At 43.6% G+C, this 25,891-nt stretch carries 21 protein-coding genes and 2 tRNA genes; 20 read left to right on the top strand and 3 right to left on the bottom strand.

Annotated elements, in window-relative coordinates; all coding sequences use genetic code 11:
* Position 1 precedes the first annotated feature (1 nt).
* The 10 genes from nirD (at position 2) to ACQEXU_RS06170 (ending at position 9,628) form a co-directional block, all read left to right on the top strand.
* Positions 2 to 325 carry a nitrite reductase small subunit NirD gene (gene nirD / locus ACQEXU_RS06215; protein WP_427010095.1) on the top strand — a complete coding sequence of 108 codons (324 nt, stop codon included), beginning with the start codon at positions 2 to 4 and terminating at the stop codon, positions 323 to 325.
* Between the two features lie 148 nt (positions 326 to 473).
* Entirely contained in the window at positions 474 to 1,322 is an 849-nt protein-coding gene (locus tag ACQEXU_RS06210) for a formate/nitrite transporter family protein (protein ID WP_427010094.1), read from the top strand.
* 149 nt (positions 1,323 to 1,471) lie between these two features.
* Positions 1,472 to 2,233, top strand: coding sequence for a uroporphyrinogen-III C-methyltransferase (gene cobA / locus ACQEXU_RS06205; RefSeq protein ID WP_427010093.1), 762 nt, complete (start codon positions 1,472 to 1,474; stop codon positions 2,231 to 2,233).
* Positions 2,234 to 2,422: 189 nt separating this feature from the next.
* Positions 2,423 to 4,522 carry a TonB-dependent siderophore receptor gene (locus tag ACQEXU_RS06200; protein WP_427010092.1) on the top strand — a complete coding sequence of 700 codons (2,100 nt, stop codon included), beginning with the start codon at positions 2,423 to 2,425 and terminating at the stop codon, positions 4,520 to 4,522.
* Positions 4,523 to 4,749: 227 nt separating this feature from the next.
* Positions 4,750 to 5,514, top strand: coding sequence for a DUF3450 domain-containing protein (locus ACQEXU_RS06195; protein ID WP_427010091.1), 765 nt, complete (start codon positions 4,750 to 4,752; stop codon positions 5,512 to 5,514).
* A gap of 2 nt (positions 5,515 to 5,516) precedes the next feature.
* A complete protein-coding gene (locus ACQEXU_RS06190; protein ID WP_427010090.1) occupies positions 5,517 to 6,878 on the top strand; it encodes a MotA/TolQ/ExbB proton channel family protein in 1,362 nt (453 codons plus the stop codon).
* A complete protein-coding gene (locus tag ACQEXU_RS06185; RefSeq protein WP_367989007.1) occupies positions 6,878 to 7,435 on the top strand; it encodes a MotA/TolQ/ExbB proton channel family protein in 558 nt (185 codons plus the stop codon). Before ACQEXU_RS06190 ends, ACQEXU_RS06185 begins: the two co-directional genes overlap by 1 nt.
* Complete coding sequence (locus tag ACQEXU_RS06180; protein ID WP_367989008.1) at positions 7,432 to 7,836, top strand: ExbD/TolR family protein; 405 nt, start codon at positions 7,432 to 7,434, stop codon at positions 7,834 to 7,836. Before ACQEXU_RS06185 ends, ACQEXU_RS06180 begins: the two co-directional genes overlap by 4 nt.
* Positions 7,836 to 8,456, top strand: a complete 621-nt coding sequence (locus ACQEXU_RS06175; protein ID WP_367989009.1) for an energy transducer TonB — start codon at positions 7,836 to 7,838, stop codon at positions 8,454 to 8,456. Before ACQEXU_RS06180 ends, ACQEXU_RS06175 begins: the two co-directional genes overlap by 1 nt.
* Complete coding sequence (locus tag ACQEXU_RS06170; protein WP_427010089.1) at positions 8,453 to 9,628, top strand: tetratricopeptide repeat protein; 1,176 nt, start codon at positions 8,453 to 8,455, stop codon at positions 9,626 to 9,628. Before ACQEXU_RS06175 ends, ACQEXU_RS06170 begins: the two co-directional genes overlap by 4 nt.
* A gap of 61 nt (positions 9,629 to 9,689) precedes the next feature.
* Here the strand turns inward: ACQEXU_RS06170 and ACQEXU_RS06165 are convergent, their stop codons facing one another.
* Together ACQEXU_RS06165 and ACQEXU_RS06160 are read right to left on the bottom strand one after the other, a co-directional pair.
* Positions 9,690 to 10,241 carry an opacity family porin gene (locus ACQEXU_RS06165; RefSeq protein WP_367989011.1) on the bottom strand — a complete coding sequence of 184 codons (552 nt, stop codon included), beginning with the start codon at positions 10,239 to 10,241 and terminating at the stop codon, positions 9,690 to 9,692.
* Positions 10,242 to 10,536: 295 nt separating this feature from the next.
* Positions 10,537 to 10,761 carry a hypothetical protein gene (locus ACQEXU_RS06160; protein WP_367989012.1) on the bottom strand — a complete coding sequence of 75 codons (225 nt, stop codon included), beginning with the start codon at positions 10,759 to 10,761 and terminating at the stop codon, positions 10,537 to 10,539.
* A 309-nt stretch (positions 10,762 to 11,070) separates the two neighbouring features.
* Here ACQEXU_RS06160 and ACQEXU_RS06155 point away from each other — a divergent pair, with 309 nt between their 5' ends.
* The 5 genes from ACQEXU_RS06155 to ACQEXU_RS06135 all read left to right on the top strand — a co-directional run bounded on the left by ACQEXU_RS06155 (position 11,071) and on the right by ACQEXU_RS06135 (position 15,823).
* Positions 11,071 to 12,690, top strand: a complete 1,620-nt coding sequence (locus ACQEXU_RS06155; protein WP_427010088.1) for an ATP-binding protein — start codon at positions 11,071 to 11,073, stop codon at positions 12,688 to 12,690.
* A complete protein-coding gene (locus tag ACQEXU_RS06150; RefSeq protein ID WP_427010087.1) occupies positions 12,687 to 13,370 on the top strand; it encodes a response regulator in 684 nt (227 codons plus the stop codon). Before ACQEXU_RS06155 ends, ACQEXU_RS06150 begins: the two co-directional genes overlap by 4 nt.
* A gap of 72 nt (positions 13,371 to 13,442) precedes the next feature.
* The gene (locus ACQEXU_RS06145) at positions 13,443 to 14,204 is read left to right on the top strand and encodes a substrate-binding periplasmic protein (RefSeq protein ID WP_427010086.1); all 762 of its coding nucleotides are present in this window, start codon (positions 13,443 to 13,445) and stop codon (positions 14,202 to 14,204) included.
* A 25-nt stretch (positions 14,205 to 14,229) separates the two neighbouring features.
* The gene (locus ACQEXU_RS06140; RefSeq protein WP_427010085.1) at positions 14,230 to 15,033 is read left to right on the top strand and encodes a hypothetical protein; all 804 of its coding nucleotides are present in this window, start codon (positions 14,230 to 14,232) and stop codon (positions 15,031 to 15,033) included.
* 133 nt (positions 15,034 to 15,166) lie between these two features.
* Positions 15,167 to 15,823 carry a DUF2726 domain-containing protein gene (locus ACQEXU_RS06135; protein ID WP_427010084.1) on the top strand — a complete coding sequence of 219 codons (657 nt, stop codon included), beginning with the start codon at positions 15,167 to 15,169 and terminating at the stop codon, positions 15,821 to 15,823.
* 23 nt (positions 15,824 to 15,846) lie between these two features.
* Here the strand turns inward: ACQEXU_RS06135 and ACQEXU_RS06130 are convergent, their stop codons facing one another.
* Positions 15,847 to 16,887 carry a GGDEF domain-containing protein gene (locus tag ACQEXU_RS06130; protein WP_427010083.1) on the bottom strand — a complete coding sequence of 347 codons (1,041 nt, stop codon included), beginning with the start codon at positions 16,885 to 16,887 and terminating at the stop codon, positions 15,847 to 15,849.
* Between the two features lie 631 nt (positions 16,888 to 17,518).
* Here ACQEXU_RS06130 and ACQEXU_RS06125 point away from each other — a divergent pair.
* The 5 genes from ACQEXU_RS06125 (at position 17,519) to ACQEXU_RS06105 (ending at position 25,889) form a co-directional block, all read left to right on the top strand.
* Positions 17,519 to 18,493, top strand: coding sequence for a chemotaxis protein CheV (locus tag ACQEXU_RS06125; RefSeq protein WP_367989019.1), 975 nt, complete (start codon positions 17,519 to 17,521; stop codon positions 18,491 to 18,493).
* 429 nt (positions 18,494 to 18,922) lie between these two features.
* Positions 18,923 to 24,967 (top strand): pullulanase-type alpha-1,6-glucosidase, encoded by a 6,045-nt coding sequence (pulA, locus tag ACQEXU_RS06120; protein ID WP_427010082.1) that lies wholly within the window; start codon positions 18,923 to 18,925, stop codon positions 24,965 to 24,967.
* A gap of 117 nt (positions 24,968 to 25,084) precedes the next feature.
* Complete coding sequence (locus ACQEXU_RS06115; RefSeq protein WP_427010081.1) at positions 25,085 to 25,573, top strand: NYN domain-containing protein; 489 nt, start codon at positions 25,085 to 25,087, stop codon at positions 25,571 to 25,573.
* 128 nt (positions 25,574 to 25,701) lie between these two features.
* Positions 25,702 to 25,778 (top strand) — tRNA-Val (locus ACQEXU_RS06110).
* 37 nt (positions 25,779 to 25,815) lie between these two features.
* Positions 25,816 to 25,889: transfer RNA gene (locus tag ACQEXU_RS06105), tRNA-Val, on the top strand.
* Positions 25,890 to 25,891: the final 2 nt, after the last annotated feature.

Here is a 25,891-nt window from a genome sequence, read left to right as displayed (position 1 = left end):
CATGGCATTTACCAAAATATGTAACATCGAAGACATCATCCCGGGAACTGGCGTATGTGCGTTGGTTGACGGTGAGCAAGTTGCCATCTTCCGCCCTACAAAAGCAGAAGAGGTATTGGCAATCAGCAACATGGATCCGTTTTACCAGTCCAATGTACTTTCTCGTGGCTTAATAGTTGAGCACCGTGATGAACTATGGGTTGCTAGCCCACTAAAAAAACAACGCTTTAACCTCAAAACTGGGGTTTGCATGGAAGACGAAAGTTTTAGCGTGAAAATGTTCAAAACCAAAGTGACCAAAGGTGTGGTTGAGATCTCTGGCTAACGGTGAACATCACTTTGATTGAGATTTAATAGCTAAAAGGCTTCTTGCTCCGAACTGGATTTTTGTAGGGAGAAGAAGGGAAAGTGCAGGGAGCCTTTGTCTATTCAATTTCAATTTTTAACTTTCATTTTTGAATAAGGACGTAGATATGTCTTCTGCATTAAAACCTGCTGAATTCGTACAAACCATGATCGATGTTGGTGAGGCGAAAACAAAAACAAGTACCCGTGATTTAATTTTGCGCGGCACAATGGCAGGTATCATCCTCTCATTGGCAGTGGTAGTTGCGATCACAACGATCGTGCAAACCGGTGTTGGTGTTGTGGGTGCGTTAGTCTTCCCTGTGGGATTTGTCATTCTTAGTATCATGGGTTACGACTTAGTGACTGGCGTATTTGGTCTAGCGCCACTGGCAAAATTTGATAACCGTCCGGGCATCACTTGGGGACGAATCCTACGTTGCTGGGGTTTGGTTGGTTTAGGTAACTTGATTGGCTCGCTTATTGTTGCTTTCCTTGTTGCCGTATCTCTAACTGGTAATTTCTCACTAGAGCCAAACGCAGTAGTGAACAAATTTATTGCGGTTTCAACTGCACGCACTGTTGGTTTTGAAAACATGGGAATGGACGGATGGATCACTTGTTTCGTGCGCGGTATTTTCTGTAACCTAATGGTGTGCTTAGCGGTTATCGGTAACATGACAGCACGCACAGTACCGGGCAAAGTGGCAATGATGTGGTTCCCAATCTTCATCTTCTTTGCTTTGGTGTTCGAGCACACCGTTGTAAACATGTTCCTATTCCCATTGGGCATGATTCTAGGTGCGGATTTTGGTATCGCTACATGGTTGAACTTCAACCTTATCCCTACCATTCTAGGTAACATTGTGGGTGGTCTATTGTTTACAGCAATTCCACTGTACCTAACGCATGCGAAAACAGCACCTGCTCTTAGCAATGAAGAACAAGTGAATGCTGAACCTGCATTAGCAAAATAATCTCATTGGCCCCTGCCATTCGGGTGGGGGCTTTTTCAATCCGAAACCTAAATCTACAATGGGTATTGTCTGGCTATAAACAGTAGTCACCCGTCCAAGCAAGACGTGAGTTCTACTCTTTATATTTAGATTTTTTGATGGGCTTTGTTATGACTACCAATCACCTCTCTTCAATCCACAAAGGTTTTGTATCGCTTGTCGGAGCAGGGCCGGGCGACCCAGACCTGCTTACGGTAAAAGGTCATCGCGTTATCCAGCAAGCGGATGTGGTGGTTTATGATCGATTAGTATCAGCAGACATTTTGGCCTTAGCTAATGACAAAGCAGAACTGATTTATGTTGGAAAGAAGCTCGATTTTCACTGCGTGCCGCAAGAACAAATCAACCAGATTTTGGTTGATAAGGCACAAGAAGGAAAGCGTGTGGTTCGCCTGAAAGGAGGCGACTCATTTATTTTTGGTCGAGGCGGCGAAGAGCTCGAAGAATTGGCTAAGAATGATGTGGCTTACGAAGTCGTACCCGGCATCACTGCCGCTGCGGGAGCAACTGCTTATGCGGGGATCCCATTGACGCACCGCGATCATGCGCAGAGTGTTCAGTTTATTACTGGTCATATACAAAAAGATGGCACCGAGATTCATTGGCCCTCATTAGCGCAATCCAATAACACGCTGGTGTTTTATATGGGTTTGAAACAGAGCGGTCATATTGCACAAAAACTTATAGAAAATGGCCTATCCAGTGAGATGGACTGCGCGATCATCGAAAATGGCACCCGAACAGAGCAGCGTGTTTTACGTGGTCAATTAGCTGAATTACCCGATATGGCGAAAAATGCGGTGAGCCCTGCGTTGATTGTGGTTGGTAGTGTGACAAAACTGCATGAACAACTGGCGTGGTTTAATAAATAGTAACCTATTTTTTACTGAAAAATACTTAAATGGATCCTGCGCTAGTCGCAGGATTTTTTTAACCAAAAAATTTACGAATGCAAAGATTGTAAATTTAATGCAAATGGTAATGGTTATCATATAGATTTGCTCGCAAGTTTTCGATGTGGCAGTCCCTGCCACTGACTAAAAGATGATTTGGAGAAGCAAATGTTTACAAAAAGCCGACTTGCATTGGTTATCGCCTCGGCCTTGATGTCTACACATTCGATTGCGGATGTAGTGAATGCTGATGAGCACATGGTGATTGAAGGAAGAGAATTTGGCTATAAAGCTGACAGTAACTCGACCGCAATGAAAATGGAGGCCACTCAGCTTGAGACTCCGGGACAAGTTTCGGTGATTGATGAACAGGTAATTGAAGAGCAACGAGCAAGCACCTTAGGTGAAGTGCTTAAAAATGATTCTTCAATTACTGCTGGCTCTACGTCAACTAACCGCGAACGTTTTTCCTTACGAGGGTTCCCTTTAGATAGCGGTGACAGTTATTTGCGTGACGGTGTTCAGCATTGGTCTCATTACCGCCAACCTGTAGAACTGCTGGAGAGAGTTGAAGTTCAAAAAGGACCTGCAGGTCTGCTTTATGGTCAATCTGCGCCAGGCGGCTTAGTTAATATGGTGACCAAAAAGCCGACATACGATACGCAAGTGAGTGTTAGTCAGGACATTGGTTCAAATAACTACACGCGTACAACCACAGATGTGAGTGGCGCATTAAACGAAGATAAAACGATGCGAGCGCGTTTGATTCTGTCAAAAGAAGATAAAGAATCATGGCGCACGCGTTTCGACGGAACTGATGTTGAAAGTGAACGTTTTGTTGGTGGCCTGTTTGTCGACTATGACATTAATCAGGATGTGATGCTGTCGATGTATTACGACCGTACCCAAGAAACCGCAGATCTCGACAACGGTTCAAAAGTCGACGTGACAACAGGTCAAGTTATTGAGCCCAACATCGTAAATGACCAACGTTTTGCGATGACAGACAACGACGTGAGCAATTACGGTTTTAAGGTTAAGGCAAACCTGAATGAATCGTGGGAAGTAAATACTGGGTTAAATCGTCAGTTCTATGACAGACAACGTATTGAGTCAGATAGCGAAGTAGACGAAACCAAGAGTGGTACGTATGGCTATAAAGCTTATGATCGCCACGATGAATGGACATTTGATACTGCATATGTCGACTTTACCGGTGATTTTGACGCTTTAGGTATGAACCACCGAGTGCTAGTGGGTGCCAATGCGCTTCACAATGATTACAAACAACTTAGATACACTACGTATGCATGTGAAAGTGCGACTTCGGCCGAAGCGCAAGCTCAGTGCGGAAATGGTTTTTCTAAACCTGCTGATTTAGATTATCGTAATGACGATTCGTTATACAAAAGCAGCTCGAAACACTACGGAATTTACGTTCAAGATTTATTAACCTTAAATGACCAATGGCAATTATTGGCAGGTGTTCGTTTTGCTTATGATAAGAAAGAAAAGGACACAGGCGATGAGACGTTTAATAACGTATTGCCGAAAGCTGGTGTGATTTTCCACCCAACCGACAATGGTTCTGTGTACGCGGTATATTCACAAAGCTTTGAGCCACTGGACAACATTAGCGATGAGAACGACGTTAATTACGGCGACGAGCAGAAAGCGAAACAAGGCCATTTATACGAAGTGGGTACGAAATGGGAGCTGCTGGATAATCAACTGTTACTGAGCGGTGCTGCGTTCCAAATTACGCAAGACAACATGCAAGTTACTGAGGATCTTGACAATGACATGCAACAAACCACACAGGTTGGTTCTCAAGTCCACAAAGGTATCGAATTGGCTGCAAGTGGTGCGTTGACTGAGTCACTATCTCTGAATGCAAGCACTATGATCCTTGATGCCGAGTACAAAAACGATCCTCAGCTAGAAGGCAAAACACCAAAAGATGTCGCTGAATTTTCAGCAGCGCTATGGTCAACGTACGCATTTGAAAGCGGAACAGACGTGAACTTAGGCGTGTATCATGTTGGTGAACGTTATGGTGATGCTGCAAATACATTCAAGAAAGACGCGTACACACGAGTTGATCTCGGGCTATCTCATACGTTCAAATATGATGATAACTTAGACATCACAACACGCTTAAATGTTGAGAACCTATTCGATACGGACTACTTAGCCGGTGGAGATAGCGACAACGTTGTCGTTGGCGAGGGACGTAACTTTATGGCGACGCTACAAGTTAAGTACTAATTGAACTGACACATTTAGGTATTTATTGAATCAAATAGGAATATGTGTGCCATGTGATATGTGTTATGCATAGATGATAAATACTTTAATGAGTGATCGAGGGGAGCGTAAAGCTCCCCGTTTATCGTTGGCAAATTGCTCAAAAAGCGCTAGTATGTCGACCTTGTTGATAATGAGATTTTTTATCAACTAAAAATCTTATAACACTTAAGTAATTGATTACTATTATGAATCTGATTCGAACCAGTTTAGCCTTGTTGATCACGGCTTCCATACTTCCTGCCAATGCGTCCGGCTTGGATACGGCGCAGTCTATCCAACAAAAAACCAATAATGCCTCTGCTGCTAGTCAAAAGCGTATAAGTGCCAGTGCTGATCATTCGGTCAGTATGCGAGCAGAGATAGAACAACTTCGAGAAGAAGTGAAAAATCTCGAGGTTTATCAACAGCACCTGACAAGCATGGTTGCGAACCAAGAACAAGAACAAACCAGCCTGTTGAATCAGATTGAAGAAATCAAAGTGACCCGTCAAGGCGTAGTGCCCTTGATGTATCAAATGATCGATGGTTTAAAAGAAAACATTGAGAAAGATAAGCCGATTAAACTAGAACAAAGGCAAGAGCGGGTTGAAAAGCTGGTGGCACTGATGCCGAGGGCTGATGTCAGCGATGCGGAAAAATACCGTCGCATTCTTGAAGCTTATCAAATAGAAATGGACTACGGGACTAAGCTTGGTACTTATCAAGGCAGTATTCAAATTGATGGTGAGAGTCGTGAAGCGGATATTCTATATGTTGGTCGTCTCGCCATAGTAGCCAGAAGCCTAAATGGGACAATATTTTGGAGTTGGCAGCAAGACCAATCGCAATGGCAGGAAATCGACAGTGCAATGAAGAGCGAGTTAGATACTGCATTTAGTATTGCTGATAAACAAATTGCACCGGGCCTTATCACTGTCCCAGTTTCCCTGAATGCCGTGGAGTTCGACTAATCATGAAACTAAAACTCATAACCTCTGCGATTTGTCTGGCGGTACTTTCTCTCAATGCATCTGCAACGGCTGAACTTGCCACAAAAACGAAGCAGGAAGCCGCTGTAGAACAAAAACACAATGCCGTACGTGAGTCCTCATTTAAAACGGTTGAACGTGACTTAGCAAAGATAAAAGCTGAACTTAATGCGAAAAAAGCATTCTTTCAGGCCAACACAGAAAAGCTGGCTGAGCAGTTTAGTCAAAATGAAGATCAGTTAGCTCGGCTCGAAGAACAGTTACGTTTAGAGACGGGGAGCTTAGGCGAACTTTTTGGCGTGGTTCGTCAAAATGCGAAAGAGCTGCGTGACGAGATTAAATATTCAGTAACCAGTGTTGATCACAATGAGAATACACAACTGGTGGATCAAATTGTTGCTTCTGAATCACTACCATCTATGCCTCAGTTGACGGCGTTATGGAAGGTAATGGAACAACAAATTGCAGCCAGCTCTGAGGTTGCCGAAGTTCAAGTGCCTTTTGTGAATGGTGAAGGTAAAAAGCAGTCCATCAGTGCAACACGAGTCGGTAGTTTTGGACTGATTGCGGAAGACGGCTTCATTCAATGGAACGGTGCACGTGGTGAGGCAAAAGCGTACATCAAACAGCCGGATAATGCGCCAACGAGCAAAACGGTCTCTGGGTTATTTTTAGGTGACACTGTCACTATGGTGCTTGATCCTTCGCGTGGAATCATGCTTGAGCAACTGGCACTAACCCCAAGTGTGATGGACCGTTTACAGGCGGGAGGTGTCGTAGGGAAAATTATTCTTGGGCTTCTAGCTATTGGTTTGATTATCGCAGTGGTTCGCGGAGCATCTTTAGCTACCGCTCGAAGCAAAATTAAGAGTCAGCTGAAAAATCCGGCACAGCCAGGAGATAATCCTTTAGGACGCGTGCTATCTGTTTATCAAAGTGAGCAAAACCGAAGTGTCGAAGCATTAGAGCTGCGTTTACTTGAGGCTGTTGTCGATGAACAAACAGGATTAGAGCGCGGCCTTTCAATGCTTAAGCTCCTTGCTGCATTAGCGCCGATGCTAGGTCTACTGGGTACCGTGACAGGTATGATTGAGACCTTCCAAGTGATCACCCAGTTTGGTAATGGTGACCCGAAAGTGATGGCTGGTGGCATTTCAATGGCACTAGTAACCACTGTTTTAGGTCTTATTGCGGCAATGCCATTGCTACTGGCTCACAATATCTTGAGTACGCAAGCGGAAAATATTCGAAATATTCTTGAGAAACAGGGTATCGGCTTAGTGGCAGAAGAAGCTGAGCGAGAATCGGTTGCGGCCAATACCAATACGGTTGGGAATGCAGCCTAATGGATACGGTCATGTCGTGGTTACCACATTGGCTCAGTCAGGCAAACTGGGCCATTGCCTTGCAGCAATTTATGGAGCAGGGTGGGGCCGTTTTGTGGTGGCTAGCAGTGGTTGTTGCCGTGTATTGGGTCTTAGTTATTGAACGGATACTTTATCTATTCCTAACGTTTCCTAAACAACGACAGAGTTGGGTTGAACACTGGCATCAGAGAAAAGAACAACATTCATGGAATGCCAGAGCCATTCGAGAAGGTTGGTTGGCGCAAGCTCATATTGCATTGAATCAAAACCTAAACTTTATCAAAGTATTGGTCGCGATTTGCCCAATGTTGGGCTTACTTGGCACCGTAACAGGTATGATTTCGGTGTTTGATGTGATGGCAAATCAGGGAAGCAGTAACCCTAAATTAATGGCATCTGGTATTTCATTAGCAACGCTGCCCACCATGGCTGGTATGGTTGCTGCACTTGTGGGCATGTTTGTGCATGCTCGTTTAGTGAAGGCATGTCAGCTACGTGAAATCAAATTAGAAAAATCATTAAGGAGTCAGCGATGAGACTCGGAAGACGCCAACAGAAAAACGATGAGGCGCAAATCGATCTGACATCGATGCTTGATATTGTATTTATTATGCTGATCTTCTTTATCGTCACTAGTTCATTTGTTCGTGAATCTGGTGTGGAAGTGAACCGCCCTCAGGCTTCAAATGTTGTAAGCCAAAAAGATGCAGGTATTTTTGTCGCAATTACAGCCGCAAACGACATCTACATTGATAAACGCGTTGTGGATGCAGAGCGCGTACAAGCGACCTTGGAGCACTTAGCGCTCGATAAACCTGATGCTTCTTTGGTCATTCAAGCGGATGAACACGCCTACAATGGTACCGTGGTCAAAGTTATGGATGCGGCAAAAGGTGCAGGTATTAAGAATATTGCACTTGCTGCGGAGAAACAGTAGTGAACAGGTTAATTCTTGCGCTGCCAACAGCAGCCATAATTACGCTGGGCCTATTTGTTTTTATGTCATGGATGGTGGACAACGGTCATCGACGAACGCCAGAAGCCAGTCAGCCACTCAGCTTTAACATGGTTATGGTGGAAAACGAGCAAGACGTTCAGCGCCGGAAACGAGCGTTGCCTGAACAACCTGAAATTCCAGAAGTCCCTGAACAAAAGCCAGTGGAACAAATGGAAGCTAAGGTATCGCAAGTGTCACCAACGTCATCGATTCCGACATTGGGTTTGAATACAGCGATTAGCGGCATTGCCATCAATGCACCGACCTTCGGCGATTTTGGTGTCAATCAAGAAGTGGTGCCGTTGTACCGAGTGGAACCTGCATATCCGGCTAAGGCGAAAGCACGCGGTGTCGAAGGGTTTGTTACGTTAAGTTTTACTATCGATGAAACGGGCAGACCGGTGGATGTTGAAGTGGTAGACGCCAAACCGAGACGTTTCTTTGAACGAGATGCAATTCGAGCGCTGAGACGTTGGAAGTATCAACCTCAGATTGAAGAAGGTAAGGCTGTCGCTAGACAGGGGCAAACCGTAACGTTGGAGTTTAAGTTGGTAAAATGATTAAGCAAATTCTTCTCGGAGTTTCCCTGATTGCAACGGCAGGCTTAACTCAGGCCGCTGAACTAAGCCAATATACCGCCGTCAGGGTTCAAAAAGCACATCAACAAGTTCAAAACGACAAGATCAAGCAAGCGATTTCAACGCTAGCGTCGATTGATACATCGCGCGGGTACGATAAAGCGTATATTGCACGCATGTTAGGCGTGTATTACTGGCAAGATGGACAAGTAAAGAAAGCAATACAGCAAATTCAGTACGCGGTAGATTCTGGATTATTGGAAGATGAGCAGGCGTGGGTGACCCGAAAAATGCTGGCAGATTTACTTCTATCTGATCAGAAGTATCAACAAGCATTGCCACATTACTATCAATTGGCAAAGAAAGTCCCTGAAAAGCAAAAAGCGGATGAACTTTGGCTGCGCATTGCTCAATCTCATTATCAGATTGAGCAATGGGCGAAAGTAGTGAGCGCGGTTGACAAGTATCGTTCTTATCAACGCAAAGATGAAGTTCAGCCGCTATCTCTGAAGCTAGGAGCATTGCTGCAGCTAAAACGCTATAAAAATGCCATTCCAACTCTAAAGAAACTTATTGCTCTACAACCTGAAAAAGCAAATTGGTGGCGTCAACTTGTTGGCCTGCAAATGCAAACTGGTCAGAATGCTCAAGCGCTTGCAACACTTGGACTAGCAAAACACCAAGGTGTAGCGCTTAGTCAGCAAGAGTTAAGATTAATGGCTCAGTTATATGCCCAAAAGGGGATTCCCGAAAGAGCTGCGCGTCAAATTGAAGAACTTGATAAGTCAAAAACCGACTTAAAATTGATTGTTGAGCAAGCCAGTTATTGGCAGATGGCGAGAGAGTGGGATAAAGCAACGGATCAATGGGCACTGGCTGCAAAACAAGACAGTAAATACCATTGGAACGTGGCACAATTGTTAGTTCAACAGGGACATTATCGCACTGCATTAACGGTGCTTAATAAGGTTAAGGGACGTAACGCTGAGGTTGCATTAGTTAAAGCCAGAGCTTTGTATAAGCTCAATCAAATTGAAGATGCATTGGCACAAGCAAAGAAATCACAAGCGATCAAACCATCAACACAAGCTAAAAGCTGGGTTAAGTATCTTAGTAATTTGCGAAAATCGGATGATAAGAATCAATCTTCTTAATCGAGCAAGTATTAAAAAAGGATGCCAATTGGCATCCTTTTTTTTGCACTGCTTTTTCTTATTAGAAGTAGAAGCGAGTACCGAATACGATGTTAGTGAAGCTGTCAGATAGGCCATCTGAAGTCACGTTTACGTCGTCAGTTGCGATGTTGTAGTTAACTTCTGCACTTAGAGCAACGTTAGGGTTGATGAAGTATTTCACACCAGCAGCCATTTTAAAGTTAAGCGCAGCTGAGTCACCTTCGCCATCTTCACCTAGACCGCCATCAAAACCTTGACCGTCTTTGTAGCTAAGCGCAGCGAACTGAGCAGAAGCACCTAGGTAAGGTACCCAGTTAGTTTCGTTAGTGAAGTTGTACTCTGTGAAAGCACCTAGAACAAAACGTTTGTTGTTGTCAGACATGTTAACGCCTAGGTTACCACCCACTTCCCAGTCATCAGCAAGGAAGTAACCGTAAGAAGTATCAAGAACCAATAGGTACTCGTCAGAGTAATCTAGGTTTAGGTTACCTTGAACAGAGATTTCTTGAGTGCCTTCTGACAGTTGAACCGCTGCTTGAGCAGAACCAACAGATGCAAGCATAAGTGCGATTGCTAGAGTAGTCTTTTTCATTTTATTTTCCTTTCATGTTTTTGAGCATCAGCGAGCCCATGGCACCTAAAGTAGAAGGGACAGGGTGCTGTTCTGTCAGTGAAATGTCAGCAAAATATGCTGCTAATTACCTGTCTCAGTAGTGAAAAAGACTATAAGTGGTTAATTTGAGATTACAGAAAAACACCACAAAGCACTCTATATGCATTGTGGTGTTTATATAATTATTTTGTATGTACGGTGTGAGTTTGATGGATGTAAAGATTTGATCATGTCTTTACTCATAGGGCGGGATTGATGCTTTTCTTATCCTCACTTATTTCATTCGTTGACAACAAAACTCAGCACGCCAAACACGTGAACGCGAGTGCTTCATAGACTTCAACACCTCCTTGCCTGATAGCTGAGGGTATGATTCCAAAACCTGTGCGTCATCCAAAATTTCTGGCGAATCATAAGCTCTGACATGAGTGAAAGTAGAATTGAGGTTGCTTGATAACATAGATTTTGAAAGGCAAATTCCTAATACGTCGCGCTGCATTGTCTTTTCCCTCTGAACGTCGTTATTTAGTAAGCGTATTGTTTTATTGTGTGCTTACCTGAAGCCATTTGCTCATACTAAAGTTGTACAATAAATATACAACAAGAATGCATGTCTAGCCGGAAAAATCCCTGTTTTTAATGTGAGCGAGATCTAAGGTTCAAGCCAGAATACGGAGCTCTATCCTTACAGCATCAATATTGGCTAAAACGTAGACTCTCACTTCAATAGCTCTCACAAATTCAAACGCAACTATTCGGTGGTTTGTTAATTAGATGTTAGCCTTATCGCATTAGTAGGGAGAGATGTATGAAATGGAGCCGTATCAGCTTTCGTAAACGGATGCTGATTATCATGACACTTTCAGGTTTGTTTGAGCTGCTTATCCTTGTTGCTGCTGGCTTTTTTTATGTCAAACACGCTCAAGAAGAAGAAATGGGGCTCAAAGCCTTAGGTGTGGCTTCATTCCTTGCCAAGTCGCCTTATGTTATCGAAATGATTGAAGCAGGAAGTGGTGAGCAATATCAGCAGCGATATCGTGATTTAACGAATTTGATTGGTGCTGCGTTTATTGTTATTGGCGATAAAAACGGAATTCGATTGGTTCATCCGGTTGATGAGCGTATTGGCAAGCCAATGAAAGGGGGAGATAACAGCCGAGCCTTAGTTCATGGTGAGTCCTATGTTTCATTAGCAAAAGGGTCTTTGGGTTATTCCGTTCGAGGTAAATCTGCGGTCTACAATCAGCAAGGTCAGATCATTGGCGTTGTATCAGTCGGCTATCTCATCGAAAGGCTACAAGATAGGGTTGAGCCGTTTCTCTACTTTTTGATCATCATGGCGTTTATTGTAGTTGCCGCAAATGCCGTTGTATCTAGTTATGCTTCTCGTCGTTTCCAAAAAGCCATCTTAGGTTTTGAGCCAGAAGAAATCGGTCGTTTATATGTCGAAATGGACGTGACATTAGAAACGTTAAAAGAAGGAATTTTGAGTATCGATGGCGACGGTAAGTTACGATCTATCAATAAAAGTGCATGCCAAATTCTAGGATTAATAAAAGAAAACTGCATTAATCGACCATTGAGTGAGGTTCTGCCTGATAGTGACTTACAGTTGGTATTGCAAACCGGAAGAACCGATCACGATATTAATCTTTATCTGAATGAACAACGGTTAATTGCAAACAGAAGTCCCATTGTGGTTGATGGCAAAGTCGTGGGAGCCGTGTCCAGTTTTCGTTTGCGTGATGAACTTAATGAGCTGACGGAGCAACTTGCGCAAACCAAAGAGTATGCGGAAATGTTGCGCTCACAAACTCATGAGCATCGTAACAAGCTCAATACGATCAGTGGTTTGGTACAAATGGGAGAGCTGGATGCGGTACAAAACTTGATCGGCCAAGAAACTGCGCACTATCAGAGCCTAATTGAGTTCTTACGAGAAACGATTAAAGACCCATTGATTGCGGGGATGTTATTAGGAAAAACAGAGCGAGCCCGCGAGTTAGGGTTGGAGATAGTCGTAGAAGAGGGGTCGCGTTTAGAACCGTTACCGAAAAGGATTAATGCAGAAGATATCGTGACGATTGTCGGTAATTTGATTGATAACGCTTTTGATGCTGTAAGGACTGCAATTAAGAATGATAAGGCGTTTTCAGTGACTCGCAGGAGTATTGAGGTTTCGATCAGTGATTACGGCAATGAAATTATTTTAGAAGTGCTCGATCAAGGCTGTGGTTTACCACCAGAACTGGAACCTCAAAGCTTATTGCAGCGTGGTGTATCGAGCAAAGACAAAAGTACACGTGGCGTTGGGCTTTATTTAGTGAACAATTTGGCTCAGAGATACCATGGAGAACTTGAAATGGTAAACAATAAGGAATTTGGTACCAGGATGACGGTATATTTGCCTAAGGAAGATCAGGCATGACAACGCAAACAAAAGTGATGATCATCGAAGATGACATTGCAATTGCACAGCTACACCAGCGCTATATAGAGCAAATCGGTGGGTTCGAAATTGTGGGAATTGCGACAACAAAAGCTGAGGCAGAAATCCAGCTCGATGTACTTCAGCCCGAGCTTTTGCTTCTTGATGTTTACCTCCCTGACGGGACTGGCTTGGATATATTACAAGCGCTTCGTAGCAAAAATTATAGTGGTGATGCGATATTGATAACCGCTGCTCGGGATGTCGAAACACTACAACAAGCCATGCGCGGCGGTGTGGTTGACTATCTCTTAAAACCGGTGATTTTCCCGCGATTAGAAGCGGCACTCAAGAAACACGCATTACAAAAGCAACAACTGACAGAAATGTCTAACCTTGACCAAAGCTTGGTCGACAAGATGCTGCAATCAAGCAATAACAGTAATCAACCACAACGTTTGCCAAAGGGCATAGACGGTGTAACGTTGGATAAGATTAGAGCGTTATTTAATGACCCCTCTCCGTTAACTGCTGATGAAGCAGGGGAAAGAATTGGTGCGAGTAGGACGACAGCACGACGTTATCTTGAATATTTAATCAGTACTGGAGAGCTGGAAGCGGATCTTCACTACGGCTCAGTGGGAAGACCTGAACGTAGTTATAAAAAGGTAAGTCGATAATTTTCTAGACGGTAAGTAGAACGCCGCCTACAGTTTAATGATAACAAGCAGAACGAGTTTCTCGGAGTTATTATGCGCTTAGTAAAGTGGATATGTATTTTTATCTTGGCTTTGTCTACTCAGGCATTGTCAGCTCAGTTAAATGAGCTGACTTTTATCACGGAAGAATACCCTCCTTACAATTATGTTGAAAATGGTCGCACTCAAGGAATTGCAGTTGATTTACTACTTGAGGCAAGTGAAGTCGCTGGAACTCCGATCGAACGTGAAGCTATTTCGGTTCAGCCTTGGGCACGAGGTTACCGTTCTACATTGGTTAAAAATAATACCGTCTTGTTTTCAACGACACGAACTGAATTGCGAGAACACTTGTTCCAATGGGCTGGCCCGCTTAGTGACACTCGAATTGTGGTGCTAGCTAAAAAATCTCTTGGCGCAAAAATCATCTCACCAGTTGATTTAGCGAAATTTCGAATCGGTGTGATCCGAGATGATGTAGGGGAACAGTTGCTACTGGAATTAGGCGTCCCACGCAATTCCATGGTGGAAAGTTCTCACGCAGAAATACTGGCTAATCAATTGTACAAAGGAAGAACTGATCTTTGGGCATATGAGGAAAATGTGGCCAAGTGGTGGTTGAGCCAAGCGGGGTATGACCTTAATCAGTTTGAAGTTGTTTATGTCTTGCAACAAGGTGAGTTGTATTACGCATTTAATGCCAATATCAGTGAAGAAATTGTGGCGTCGTTACAAAACGCGATTAATAAACTTAAACATGACATTAATGAAGATGGGACCAGCCAATATGAATCGATTGTTAAAAAATATTGGTAATAAGTGAGCGGAGGGCTATAAGGAAATGATTGGAGCTGTGGGTCAATTTATTCGTATTGTTGCGCTATGTTTGATTACCAATTCGACTCTGGCTTCAGAGCTAACATTAGTCATGCCTTCTCAGCTTGATAAAGGGCACCGCTATTATCATGAATTACTCTACGAAGCATTGTTAGCACAAGGGTTGAAGCTCCACATTGAAGTTCCCAGTGCTCACATACCGCAAAAGCGGGCATTCAAGATGCTAGAGCGGAACAAGCTTGATATTGCTTGGATGATTTCTACCAAGCAACGCGACCAAAAATACACCGTAGTGGATGTACCACTCACAGGTGGATTGATTGGGCGCCGAGTCCTATTGATACCGCCAGAGCTGCAACCCGTATTTAACACGATTCATTCCCTTGGGGATTTGAGAGCGTCAGGGCTTGTCGCTGGGCTTGGCGTCAAATGGTTTGATGTCAAAGTATGGCAAGCGAGCGGGCTTGCATATTACCCTCAAGATGGAGAGTGGCGTGAGATCTATCCAAAACTAAGTGTTGATGGCGATGTAAATTACTTTCCTAGAGGCATGAATGAAATCATTGCCGAGGCAAACCTTCATAGTTATTTAGCGATTGAACAGCGATTGATCCTCGAATACAACAAGGACTTCAAATTTTATCTAAGTGGTAATGCAGCAAAGTATAAGCCAATAGTAGAAAGAGCATTAAAGGAAGCTCAAGAGTCGGGACTGATGGACAAGCTAATGCAGAAGTATTGGACCAATACGTTTGACCGTTTAAATCTTGAAGAGCGGATTGTTATTAAGCTAACGCAACCTGAATGAATTGTTGCTAGAAGTAACAATGATGGAGAGAGGAAAGCCATAATATCGCAAAAACCTCATTTGTTGCTTGATGAAAGCGCGGAAAAACGAATAATTAAGGTAATTTCATAGAATTGAGAGTTTAGTTGCCTGAATGGAAAGTATTTTTATCGTCGTTCTTCTGCTGATCGTGTTCTTTTGGTTCATCCAAAATCGCTATTTAAAGCAAGACGAACTGAAAGACGCCAGTTACAAAAAGAAAGGCCCGTTGCTAACAATGAAAGAGAGTGCATTTCTTAACGCACTAATTTCTGCTGTCGGTGAGCACGGTGTAGTGATGGCAAAAGTGAATATGACGACAGTTGTAACTCCATTAGAAACCAATAAAAAGAAATGGTTTATTGCAAACTCGCGTATTTCAAAGAGTTACTTTCAATTTGTAGTGTGTGACCCTCGCTCGCTAGACATTCGTGTTGCAATTGAGCTTGATGATGGTGTTGAACTAAATAAAGGCAAAGTTGAGCGTCAAAAATTACTGATGCACGTTTGTAAAACAGCCAACATTCCACTGATTGGTGCCTCCATCAAACACAGTTATCAAGTGGGAAAACTGAGACGCTTACTTGCGGCACATATAGATTTGATTGAGCCGGAAAAAGAAGTGCGTTTTTGCAAACGGTGTGGCAGTCCTATGGTCATCAAAACAGCAAGCCAAGGTGAGTTTAAAGGCAGACGTTTCTTTACCTGTAGTCGACAGCCTCATTGTACTTACACGGAAAACTATAATGTCGTGTTTGATGAAGACGAGTAGATGATTCAAACTCAAGCAATATCTTAAGAGCAAGTCACTTTGGCTTGCTCTTTTTTGTTGTAGACCATCACTTGGTTACGCCCATTTTGTTTTGCTTTATAGAGCTCTTTATCTGCGAGAGCCAATACTTCATCAAGATTTGCAAACTTATCACATTGATAAATGCCAATGCTGGCCGTTAACTGGATTGGAGTAGTGGCATCGTTGAACTGAAACTGTTGGATGGCAAAACGTATTTTTTCCGCCTTAAAATGTGCCTCATGACTGTCAGTATTGTGCAATGCAATACAAAATTCTTCACCGCCAATTCGATAGACTAAATGTTCATCAGATTGTGCGTCGATTAATGAGGCTGTCTGAATTAAAACTTTATCACCAACATCGTGGCCGTATTGATCGTTCACCGCCTTAAAAAAATCGAGATCTAGAATGAGTAAAGAAAGAGGGACTTGCTTACTTTCTCTGCGGTAGCGGTCAAAGTTGTGGCTCAAAGCGTGTCGATTATAAACTCCGGTTAACGCATCGCGTGATGCTAACTGCCCGAGAGCCGCCTCGGAGGTTTTCCGCTTTATCTCAAGTACATGAGAGGTGATCCATATGCAGAGGTAACATAGGAGAAGATTAATAAGCAGCTCAATGTTACTGAAATCAAATCGGCATACTTTGAAAATAATATTGCTAAGAAGAACAGTAAACGCAATGCCACTCGCTAACATGCCATAGCGTTTACCGAGTAACAGATAAAATAAGACAGGAAACAAACACGACCAGATAAAAAAGCCACTTTCTAACGGACGAAGAAAAGTACCTGTGCTGACAATACCAATTAGGAAGTAGCTATAGATGTTACACCAAAGTAACGAGTAGCGTGCGTTGTAAGTACGATAGAACATCCACAATGAAAAGATACAAAATACAACCTCTAAGGTAGCCATTGAATAGGATTGATTGCTTGCAATGTTAACCAATGCAAGAACAGCAGACACGACAGCAAGTAACGCGCTGCTCCAACGCAAAACGTCTTTTCTTAGTTGTCTTGAGGGCCTGAAAACATCCAAATCCATGAGTACGCTGTGGGGTATAAAGTGGGTATTTTGTTAATCATTCAATGGTATTAGATCTTTGCATTTGTTCAATAGCAGTTATGAATGGATGTCACAATATTAGAAAAAGGTTTATATGTCTTTTTTAAGGTTTTATTTGCAAATTTGAATGCGATATACCTTATAAAACATAAGGTTATTTCTCTGTGCGTTATGTCTATGGCCTAATTGTTTGTTAATTTTTGTTACAAATATCTATACGAGCTATCGTGCGACTATGGAACTAAGTGGGATGGAAATAATTCATCATTCTTGCTCAAGGAAGTGAATCGCTTGCCGATAAAAATATAAGTTGAGATTGGGTAGACTAGACTCGGGCTAGAACCTACATTTTAAAGACAAACAATCTGTTATGTTTTTTGGTTTCGTATTCAATAAAGATTATTAATTAAGCCAATGCATAACATGGGTGGGTTACCAGAACGTGTGGTTCTTTTAGGGAGATTACCTAAGTATTTGTTTCTGGGCATGATCGAGTAGTTGCATCGAGAGATTGTTAAGAGTAAAACTACTTAAAGTGTGGTGATGGTACTTTGGATTTCACTCGCCAACCCGAATATAAACAATAATACTAAATTAAGACGTAACAAGTATGAGTCATTCAAGCAGCACAATACTAACCGAAAGTGGCACAAATGAACTTGAGATCATTGAATTTCATCTCGAAAAACAATTGCCGGACGGTAGCACTAAGACGTGTTACTACGGGATAAATGTCGCAAAAGTTCGTGAAGTGATTCAGGTGCCAGAAACGACAGATTACCCAAATGCTCAGCCACATATGGTCGGGGTATTTTCTTCACGCGACATTTTAACGCCTTTGGTTGACCTTGCCGGATGGTTAGGCGTTCCTACCAGTAAAGATCTGACACGTAAATTTGTTATTGTTACTGACTTTAACCGAATGACCAACGGTTTCTTAATCGACAGTATTAGCCGAATTCACCGCATTTCATGGAACGATGTTGAGTCTCCGAGCCAATTTTTGGAAGCGGGTGAGCAGGACTGTGTGGTTGCTGTTGTTCGTAAAGATGGCAATCTCATCATGATCTTGGACTTCGAAAAGATCATCGCGGATATCAACCCTGAACTGAGTATGGAAAAATACGATGTTAAAGTTGATAAGACGGTCGACCTAAACCAACAAATGGTGACCAAACGTAATGCGAAAACAGTAATGGTGGTGGATGATTCAGCGTTCATCCGTAGCTTAATCCAAGATACTTTAGCGTCTGCGGGCTACAACATTATTTCGTGTAAAGATGGTGGCGAAGCACACGAGAAGTTGATGGAAATTGCTGAAGTTGCGAAAAAAGAAGACTTGCCAGTACATGAACTCGTAAATGCTGTTGTTACTGACGTAGAAATGCCTCGCATGGATGGCATGCACTTAGTCAAACGCCTGCGTGAGAGTGATATGTATCGTGACACGCCAATTATCATGTTCTCGTCTTTGATGAGTGATGATAACCGTGCGAAAGCCCTTGCTCTTGGTGCAAATGACACCATCACCAAACCGGAAATTGGTCGTATGGTGAATCTTATGGATAAGTTTGTATTTAAGTAGCCGTAAGCTTTTAAAAAACGCAGCTTAATTAAGCTGCGTTTTTTATGTCTATTCTTCCTTTTTGTATCATTTCGTTGTCGGCGGAATGTAGAACTACCGCACTTAACGAGATCATTATTTACGCTCAAGATCGATTTTCTCGCAAATGTGACACCTTGTTTGAATCCTACAGTTTCTCCATAAACTCCTTCTACAAACTGTCGTCTGTTTCACGTAAATAGGCTTATTTGCGTAGTTTTTTGATCGGAAAAATGGCCCTTGTGTGAGTCATGGCTGGTTTTTATTTCTCCTCCCTTTGTTCTACGCCTTGTCCTCTTGTTGTATAGGATGAGGAAATAAAATGCTTCATATTTATAACGTTAGCTTGTGGTGGTTTCACATCCACATGAGGGCATTTCCCTTTGAACGTGAACGAATATGGACATAAAGATGAATAGCAAGCTAACAAAACTCAGTTTAGCCATGGCTTCACTTGGACTTTTAGCTGGTTGTAACGATCAGCTACAAGTGCGCGTGATGGATGGTTATATTCAAGATGCTCAGGTCTGGTTAGATACCAACAAAGACTTTTTACAGAGCGACCTCGAGCCAAAAGCCGCTACGGATAAATATGGCCGAGCGACTCTCACACTTTCAGGTTCTCAGAGCAGCGATAAAAAGCAGATTGTGGTTGCCAAAGTACAACGAGGGATTTCCATCGATAGCGATATCCCCGGAGTCACGTCGACTCGTGATTACTTGATGATGGCACCAAGCAACTACGAACATATTACGCCTTTCTCGACTTACATTACCTTGCAAATGAATGAGGGGCTCAGTGCAAGAAAGGCACTTAAAAAGCTAAGAAAACAATTAAATCTGCCTAAGCTAAGCCTACGTAAAGATTACATTAAAGAAAAACAAACGGTGGTGGCACGAAGTGCAAAAGCACTTGCCCAGCTATTGCCGTCTGAGCTGAAACATGAAGACCTCAGTGAACTTCGACAAACATTGGAGCTGGGTGCCATTGCCATTGGCAACGAACTGAAACATAACCGTAGCGACATGCTCGGTAAGACTCTGATATTTGATGAGTTAGGTAAGCCAGTGATCAGTGATGACAGCGACGGCGACGGGGTAGCAGACCTAGTTGATCATTTCCCTAATGACGTTCAAGAATCGGCGGATGCAGATAACGATGGTGTTGGCGACCATGCAGATTTAGATGACGACAATGATGGCTTTAATGACGTCATGGAGTTTAAGCTAGGTACCGATCCATATGATGCAGCGAGTCATCCTTCCGATCTCGATGGAGATAAGATCCCAGATGAACTAGATAGTGATATAGATGGTGATGGCTGGAGTAACATCGACGAAGAGCGCCTAGGGACGAACCCTTATGCAGACGATGATGTGCCTGCGGATTACGATAATGATGGCACTGCAGATATTGAAGATAGTGACATTGACGGAGATGGTATTACAAATGACCAAGACCTTTTCCCAACCAACCGCTTTGAAAACCTTGATACAAATGGCGATGGGTTAAGTGATTTTGCGTCAAGTGACGATGATGGTGATGGGATTCCAGACAGCATTGACCCAAACCCAACCAGCCCGGACAACAGCTCAACTGAGCCTGCACCGTCTTACAGTGAAGCAGTAATTTATTACAAGCGTGATGATGGAAACTATACAGACTGGGGATTGCATCTATGGAACAATGCAACGTGTGACGCGATCGATGCTAATACGCTAGAAGGGGTAGATTGGGGCAATCCATTTGCATGGAGTGAGATTGACCCTGAGCATGGCGCTAAGTTCGTTGTTCCTTTGAAGTCTGAACATGGCGCTTGCATGAACTTCATCGTTCATAAAGGTAATGATAAAGCACTTGGTGGTGATGACCTAAAAGCAGAATTTGTTAAAGGCAACACGCTGTATACCAATCATGGTAGTTCGACTCTTAAATACTCCCCAGATGAACAGGTAGTAGTCGCATTAACGGGAGCCGCTGCGCACTGGCTGAGCCTTAACTCAATTGCGTGGTTTGACCATAGTGAAGCCGCCAGCTATCAGATTTGGAGTCGCCAACAAGGAAATGGTGATATTACTAAGCCCCAACAGTTTGAAAAATACGATTTGTCCTTTGCTGGCTTAAATGACAACAGCGAATTCCCACACCTTAAAGGTCGTACTGAGTTCTTCCTTCATGTGGATGCGGCGACAGCCAAGTCTTTGTTAAAGACCCAGCTGATTGCGGTTGCTTTAGATGCTGAAGGGGAACCTCTGGTTGCCACGCGGATACAAATCCCGGGTATTGTCGATGACCTCTATACCCAAGGTAGCAACGATGCGGATGAAGCAAAACTAGGTAGTTGGTTAGAAGCGGGACAAGCTAAGTTTGCTCTTTGGGCTCCGACGGCACAAGAGGTGGAGTTGTACCTCTATCAAGAGGATAAATCGCTATTCCCAGAATCACCGATAGCCATGACGCTGGACCCGACTGCCGGCATTTGGCGTTATCAAGGTGATGCGTCGCTTGAAAACGTATTCTATCGTTATCGAGTTAAAGCTTACCATCCTAAAACAGACCATGTTGAATGGATGATGACGACTGACCCGTATTCGTTATCACTCAGTACATCGAGCTTGCATTCACAACTGGTTGATCTTGATTCACCGCAAAGCAAACCATTCGGGTGGGATTCTCACACTATCCCAGAGGTTGATAATCCGGAAGACAATATTATTTACGAGCTACACATTCGCGATTTCAGTATCAGCGATGATAACGGCTCCAACCAAACCAGCGGAAAATATCTTGCGTTCCTAGAAGACGAACGTGACAGTGTGACGCAGTTGAGACAATTGAAAGAAGCGGGCTTAACCACGATTCACCTGTTACCGAGTTATGACTTAGCCTCAATTCCTGAAGACGAAGCAAAAACCGTTAACCTAACTGACACAGTTGAGAAGCTTTGTGGTGTGAATCCAGAGGCGAAGCTATGTCACGATGGAACGTCTCGTGAGGCGACGATTCTTTCACTCTTAGAGCAAACGGATCCAAATACCGGTGAGGCTCAAGCGCTGCTTGCAGATGTAAGACCGCTTGATGGGTTTAACTGGGGATATGACCCATTCCACTACAATGCACCAGAAGGAAGTTATGCGGTTGAGTCGGATGGTATTTCGCGTATTCGTGAATACCGACAAATGGTCCAGAAACTTCACGATATGGGCTTTAGAGTGGTTCAAGATGTGGTTTACAACCACACTTATTCGTCTGGGCTTTACGATAAATCCGTATTGGATAAAACCGTGCCGGGTTACTACCACCGCTTAAATCCTCTAACTGGTGCAGTCGAAAACTCAACATGTTGCGACAATACCGCGTCGGAAAATCGCATGTTTGAAAAGCTGGTGGCTGATAGTGTCATGATGTGGGCACAGGATTACAAAATAGATGGTTTCCGTTTCGATTTAATGGGCCATTTGATGAAATCCAGCATGCTACACATTTACGACAAAGCGAAACAAGTCGATCCTGATACGTGGTTCTACGGAGAAGGTTGGAACTTTGGTGAGGTGGCTAACGGGCAGCGTGGTGAAAATGCAACTCAATGGCCAATGGCAGGGACGGGCATTGGTAGCTACAACGACCGTTTACGTGATGGTGTCCGTGGTGGCGGGCCATTCGATAGTGGTGAAGCTTTATTGAGTAACCCTGGCTTTGCCAATGCGGGCGAGCGTTTTTCAGAAGAACTCAAGTCACGTATGGACTTGATCCGGTATGGCATGGCAGGCAACCTGCAAAACTACCCACTTGAAACCTACAGTGGCGCAACCGTATATGGTCGTGATTACCAGTATGGTGGTCAGGGAGCGGCTTATACGCTCGATCCGCAAGAATCGATTAACTACGTCTCTAAGCATGACAATCAGACCCTATGGGACTTCAACCAGTACAAGGCTTCGGCGGATATTAGTCCGGCAGATCGTGCACGGATGCAAATTGTTGGTATGTCGACGGTGATGCTTGGTCAAGGCGTACCATTCCTACACATGGGGGCAGAACTATTGCGTTCGAAATCGATGGAGCGAGATAGTTATGACAGTGGGGATTGGTACAACAAGGTCGATTTCAGTAAGCAAACCAATAATTGGAACATTGGCTTACCGAGAGCAGATAAGGATCAAGCGAACTGGAGTGCGATTCAGTCAATTATCAGCAATCCAAACACGATAGCAACGGCACAAGATATCGAGTGGACAGACGACGCGTTTAAAGCTCTGTTGAAAATTCGTTCAACAACACCATTGCTGAAATTACTTTCTGAAGAAGAGGTGCTTAAACGCGTCAGATTCCACAACACTGGCCCAGAAGCATTACCGGGAATGATTGTGATGTCTGTGAACGATGGAGTTTCTGCGGGAGCAGATCTTGATAAAGCTCACGATGCGATTGTGATTGCGATTAACGCCAATACAATGGCTCAGAGCATCGCTATTGAAACCGCAGAGAACTTCCAGCTTCATCCAGTGTTATTGGAGTCAGGTGATAAGATTGTCAAACAAGCTAAGTTCTCCGAAGGCCGCTTTAGTATTCCTGCTCTGACCGCCGCTGTTTTTGTTCAGCCGCAACAAGGTGAGCAAGGTTCCGGATTAGAGGTGGAGACTAAGCCAGTTGACGTTGCGCCATATGGATCAACTAAGCTGTACCTGCGAGGTTCAATGAATGGTTGGTCAGTTTCTGACGAATTGCAGTACCAAGGTGATGGCATATATACCTTTGAAGGGTACCTCATGCCCGGAGTTTACGAGTTTAAACTTGCTTCAGAAGATTGGGCGACGGTTAATCTTGGCTTTGGTTCATTTACCACTGCAAATGGCTCGGTGCTGTTAGAAGATGCAGGTAACGGCAATATTAAAGTTACCGTATCAAACCAGGGTGTGTATGAGTTTGTGCTCAATGCACTCGATCAAAATGCACTGCAAGTTGGTGTCGTCGACAAAAATCTTGATTATGCATGTTATCAAGACAGTAACCCGGCGTGTGATCTGCGTATTTACCAAGTCATGATGGAGTCGTTTGTCGATGGTGATAGCAAGCATGATTATGGTGTGGGTTATGGTACATCGCATCACAAAGGCGACTTACAAGGTGTTATCGGCAGCTTAGATTACATTGCAAGCTTAAACATGAATGCAATTTGGCTAACGCCTATCTTTGATTCGTGTGCAGGTGAGGGCGGAGACGATAAACTTGATGCGACTGGATATTTTGCATGTGACTACTTCAATGTTGATCCAAACTTTGGCACCAAAGAGAAGTTGAAAGAGTTGGTGGATAAAGCTCATGCGAAAGGTTTGTATGTCATCCTTGATGGCGTTTTCGGCCATACACATATTAACGGAGTGAAAACGTCACCAAGTGGTAAACAGCCAAGCTTACGTAGCGAAGCAGGTTATCCAGGGATGTATGTGAACTATCCAAGCGCAGAGAGTGAGGCCTTCTTTGCCGAAGTAGCAACGTACTGGATTAAAGAGTTCGGTATCGATGGTTGGCGTTTAGACCAAGCTTACCAAGTACCGCTTGAAAACTGGCGAAATATCCGTACGGCGGTCGAGCTTGCAGCAAAGCAGAACCAGCAGGCGGGCAAAAAATGGGGAACGTTAGGGTACATGGTTGGTGAGGTATGGAATAGTGCTGATGAAATTACGCGCACAACCTACGGTAGCGACCAAGAGCCGGGTTTATCTTCGGCCTTTAACTTCCCGCTGCGTTATGGGGTTGTACAAGCGTTGGCAGTCGAGGAGTCAGGAGCAAGCAATAATGCTCGTGTGCTTGATGCGAACTGGAATAGCCGAGATAAATCGCCATATCATGCCATGCCAAATTTGATGTTAGGTAACCATGACTTGGTGCGCTTTGGTGATTTAATCCAGCGAGGTGGGCTGGGTGATTATGTTCAGCGTCACAAAGCGGCATTCAGCTTCTTAGCCGCTTACTCAGGTCCAATCACATTCTATTACGGTGAAGAGATTGGTGATGAGGTTGAAAACTTTGCTGAGAAAGTCTCTGGTGATTGTGTAAGCCAAGGTTTATGTGATGATCATGTGGCTCGCACCAGTGCTAAAGTTGAAGGAGTGACGGATGTAACGCTAACGTCAGACCAGCAATCACTCAAAACATACCTTGCTAAGCTGATGCAAGTTCGTAGTGAGCATAAGGCATTATACGCAGGGGAACGTCGAAATCTTTGGTTAGACGATCATGTCTATGCGGATCTTAAGACCTATGAAGATGAGCAAGTGCTGTATGTGTTGAATACCTCAACCTCGCAGCAGCAATTATCTGTTGAACAGTTGCAACTGAACAATGCCAATGGCTTGGTTGATCTCATTACGGGTGAGCAGATCGTGTTGGAATCCAACCAAAGTGTGCTCAAGATATCGCCACTTACAGGACGTTTATTACGGATTAACTAACCATTTATCATTAATTTGTCCAATAAAAGCCCTTTTAAAGGGCTTTTTTTTGTGTTTAACGGCGTAGGGTTGTTAACATATGGCATGTTTTTAGTAAGGTTAAAATAAGAGTTCGTTATGGAAAAGGTCGCGATATTTGCGGATGTACAAAACATCTATTACACAACCAGACAAAAGTACGCTGCAAATTTTGATTATAACGAGTTTTGGTATATCGCCACGCAAGGTCGAGAAGTGGTGAGTGCAAATGCTTATGCCATTGCGACTACCGATCCAAAACAGCGACAATTCCATCATATTCTTCGAGGGATTGGATTCGACGTAAAGCTTAAACCTTTTATTCAGCGGCAGGATGGCAGTGCGAAAGGGGATTGGGATGTCGGTATTGCGCTCGATGTTTATGAAATGGCCAAAGATGTTGATACGGTGATACTCCTTTCAGGGGATGGTGATTTCGAAATGCTGGTAGAGCGTATAAAAGAGCGTTTTGGCGTAAAAGTCGAAGTTTATGGCGTGCCGGGGCTCACGGCACAAAACTTGGTAGACTCATGTGATCGCTATATAGCCATCGATGGAAATCTTCTTCTCAACCGTAGCAATCGTTAGTAAATTGCTCTGCTGAGTATAAAAAAACATCATTTAGGCGATATGTACGCCAAACAGTTCAAAAATAGAAAAATTACACTTGCACGGTATAAAAACACTGGTTATTATCCTTCGCGTTCTAAAGGAATGGGTCCGTAGCTCAGTTGGTTAGAGTACTACCTTGACATGGTAGGGGTCGGCGATTCGAGTTCGCCCGGACCCACCACTCCTTTAACGCATATCGATGCAAGAACACAAAATTTGGGTCCGTAGCTCAGTTGGTTAGAGTACTACCTTGACATGGTAGGGGTCGGCGATTCGAGTTCGCCCGGACCCACC

The sequence above is a fragment of the Vibrio sp. TRT 21S02 genome (genome assembly GCF_050113675.1).
In the GTDB taxonomy this organism is placed as follows: Bacteria; Pseudomonadota; Gammaproteobacteria; order Enterobacterales; family Vibrionaceae; genus Vibrio.
Note: the sequence above shows the minus strand (reverse complement) of the source record. Positions and strands in the feature narration are given on the sequence as shown.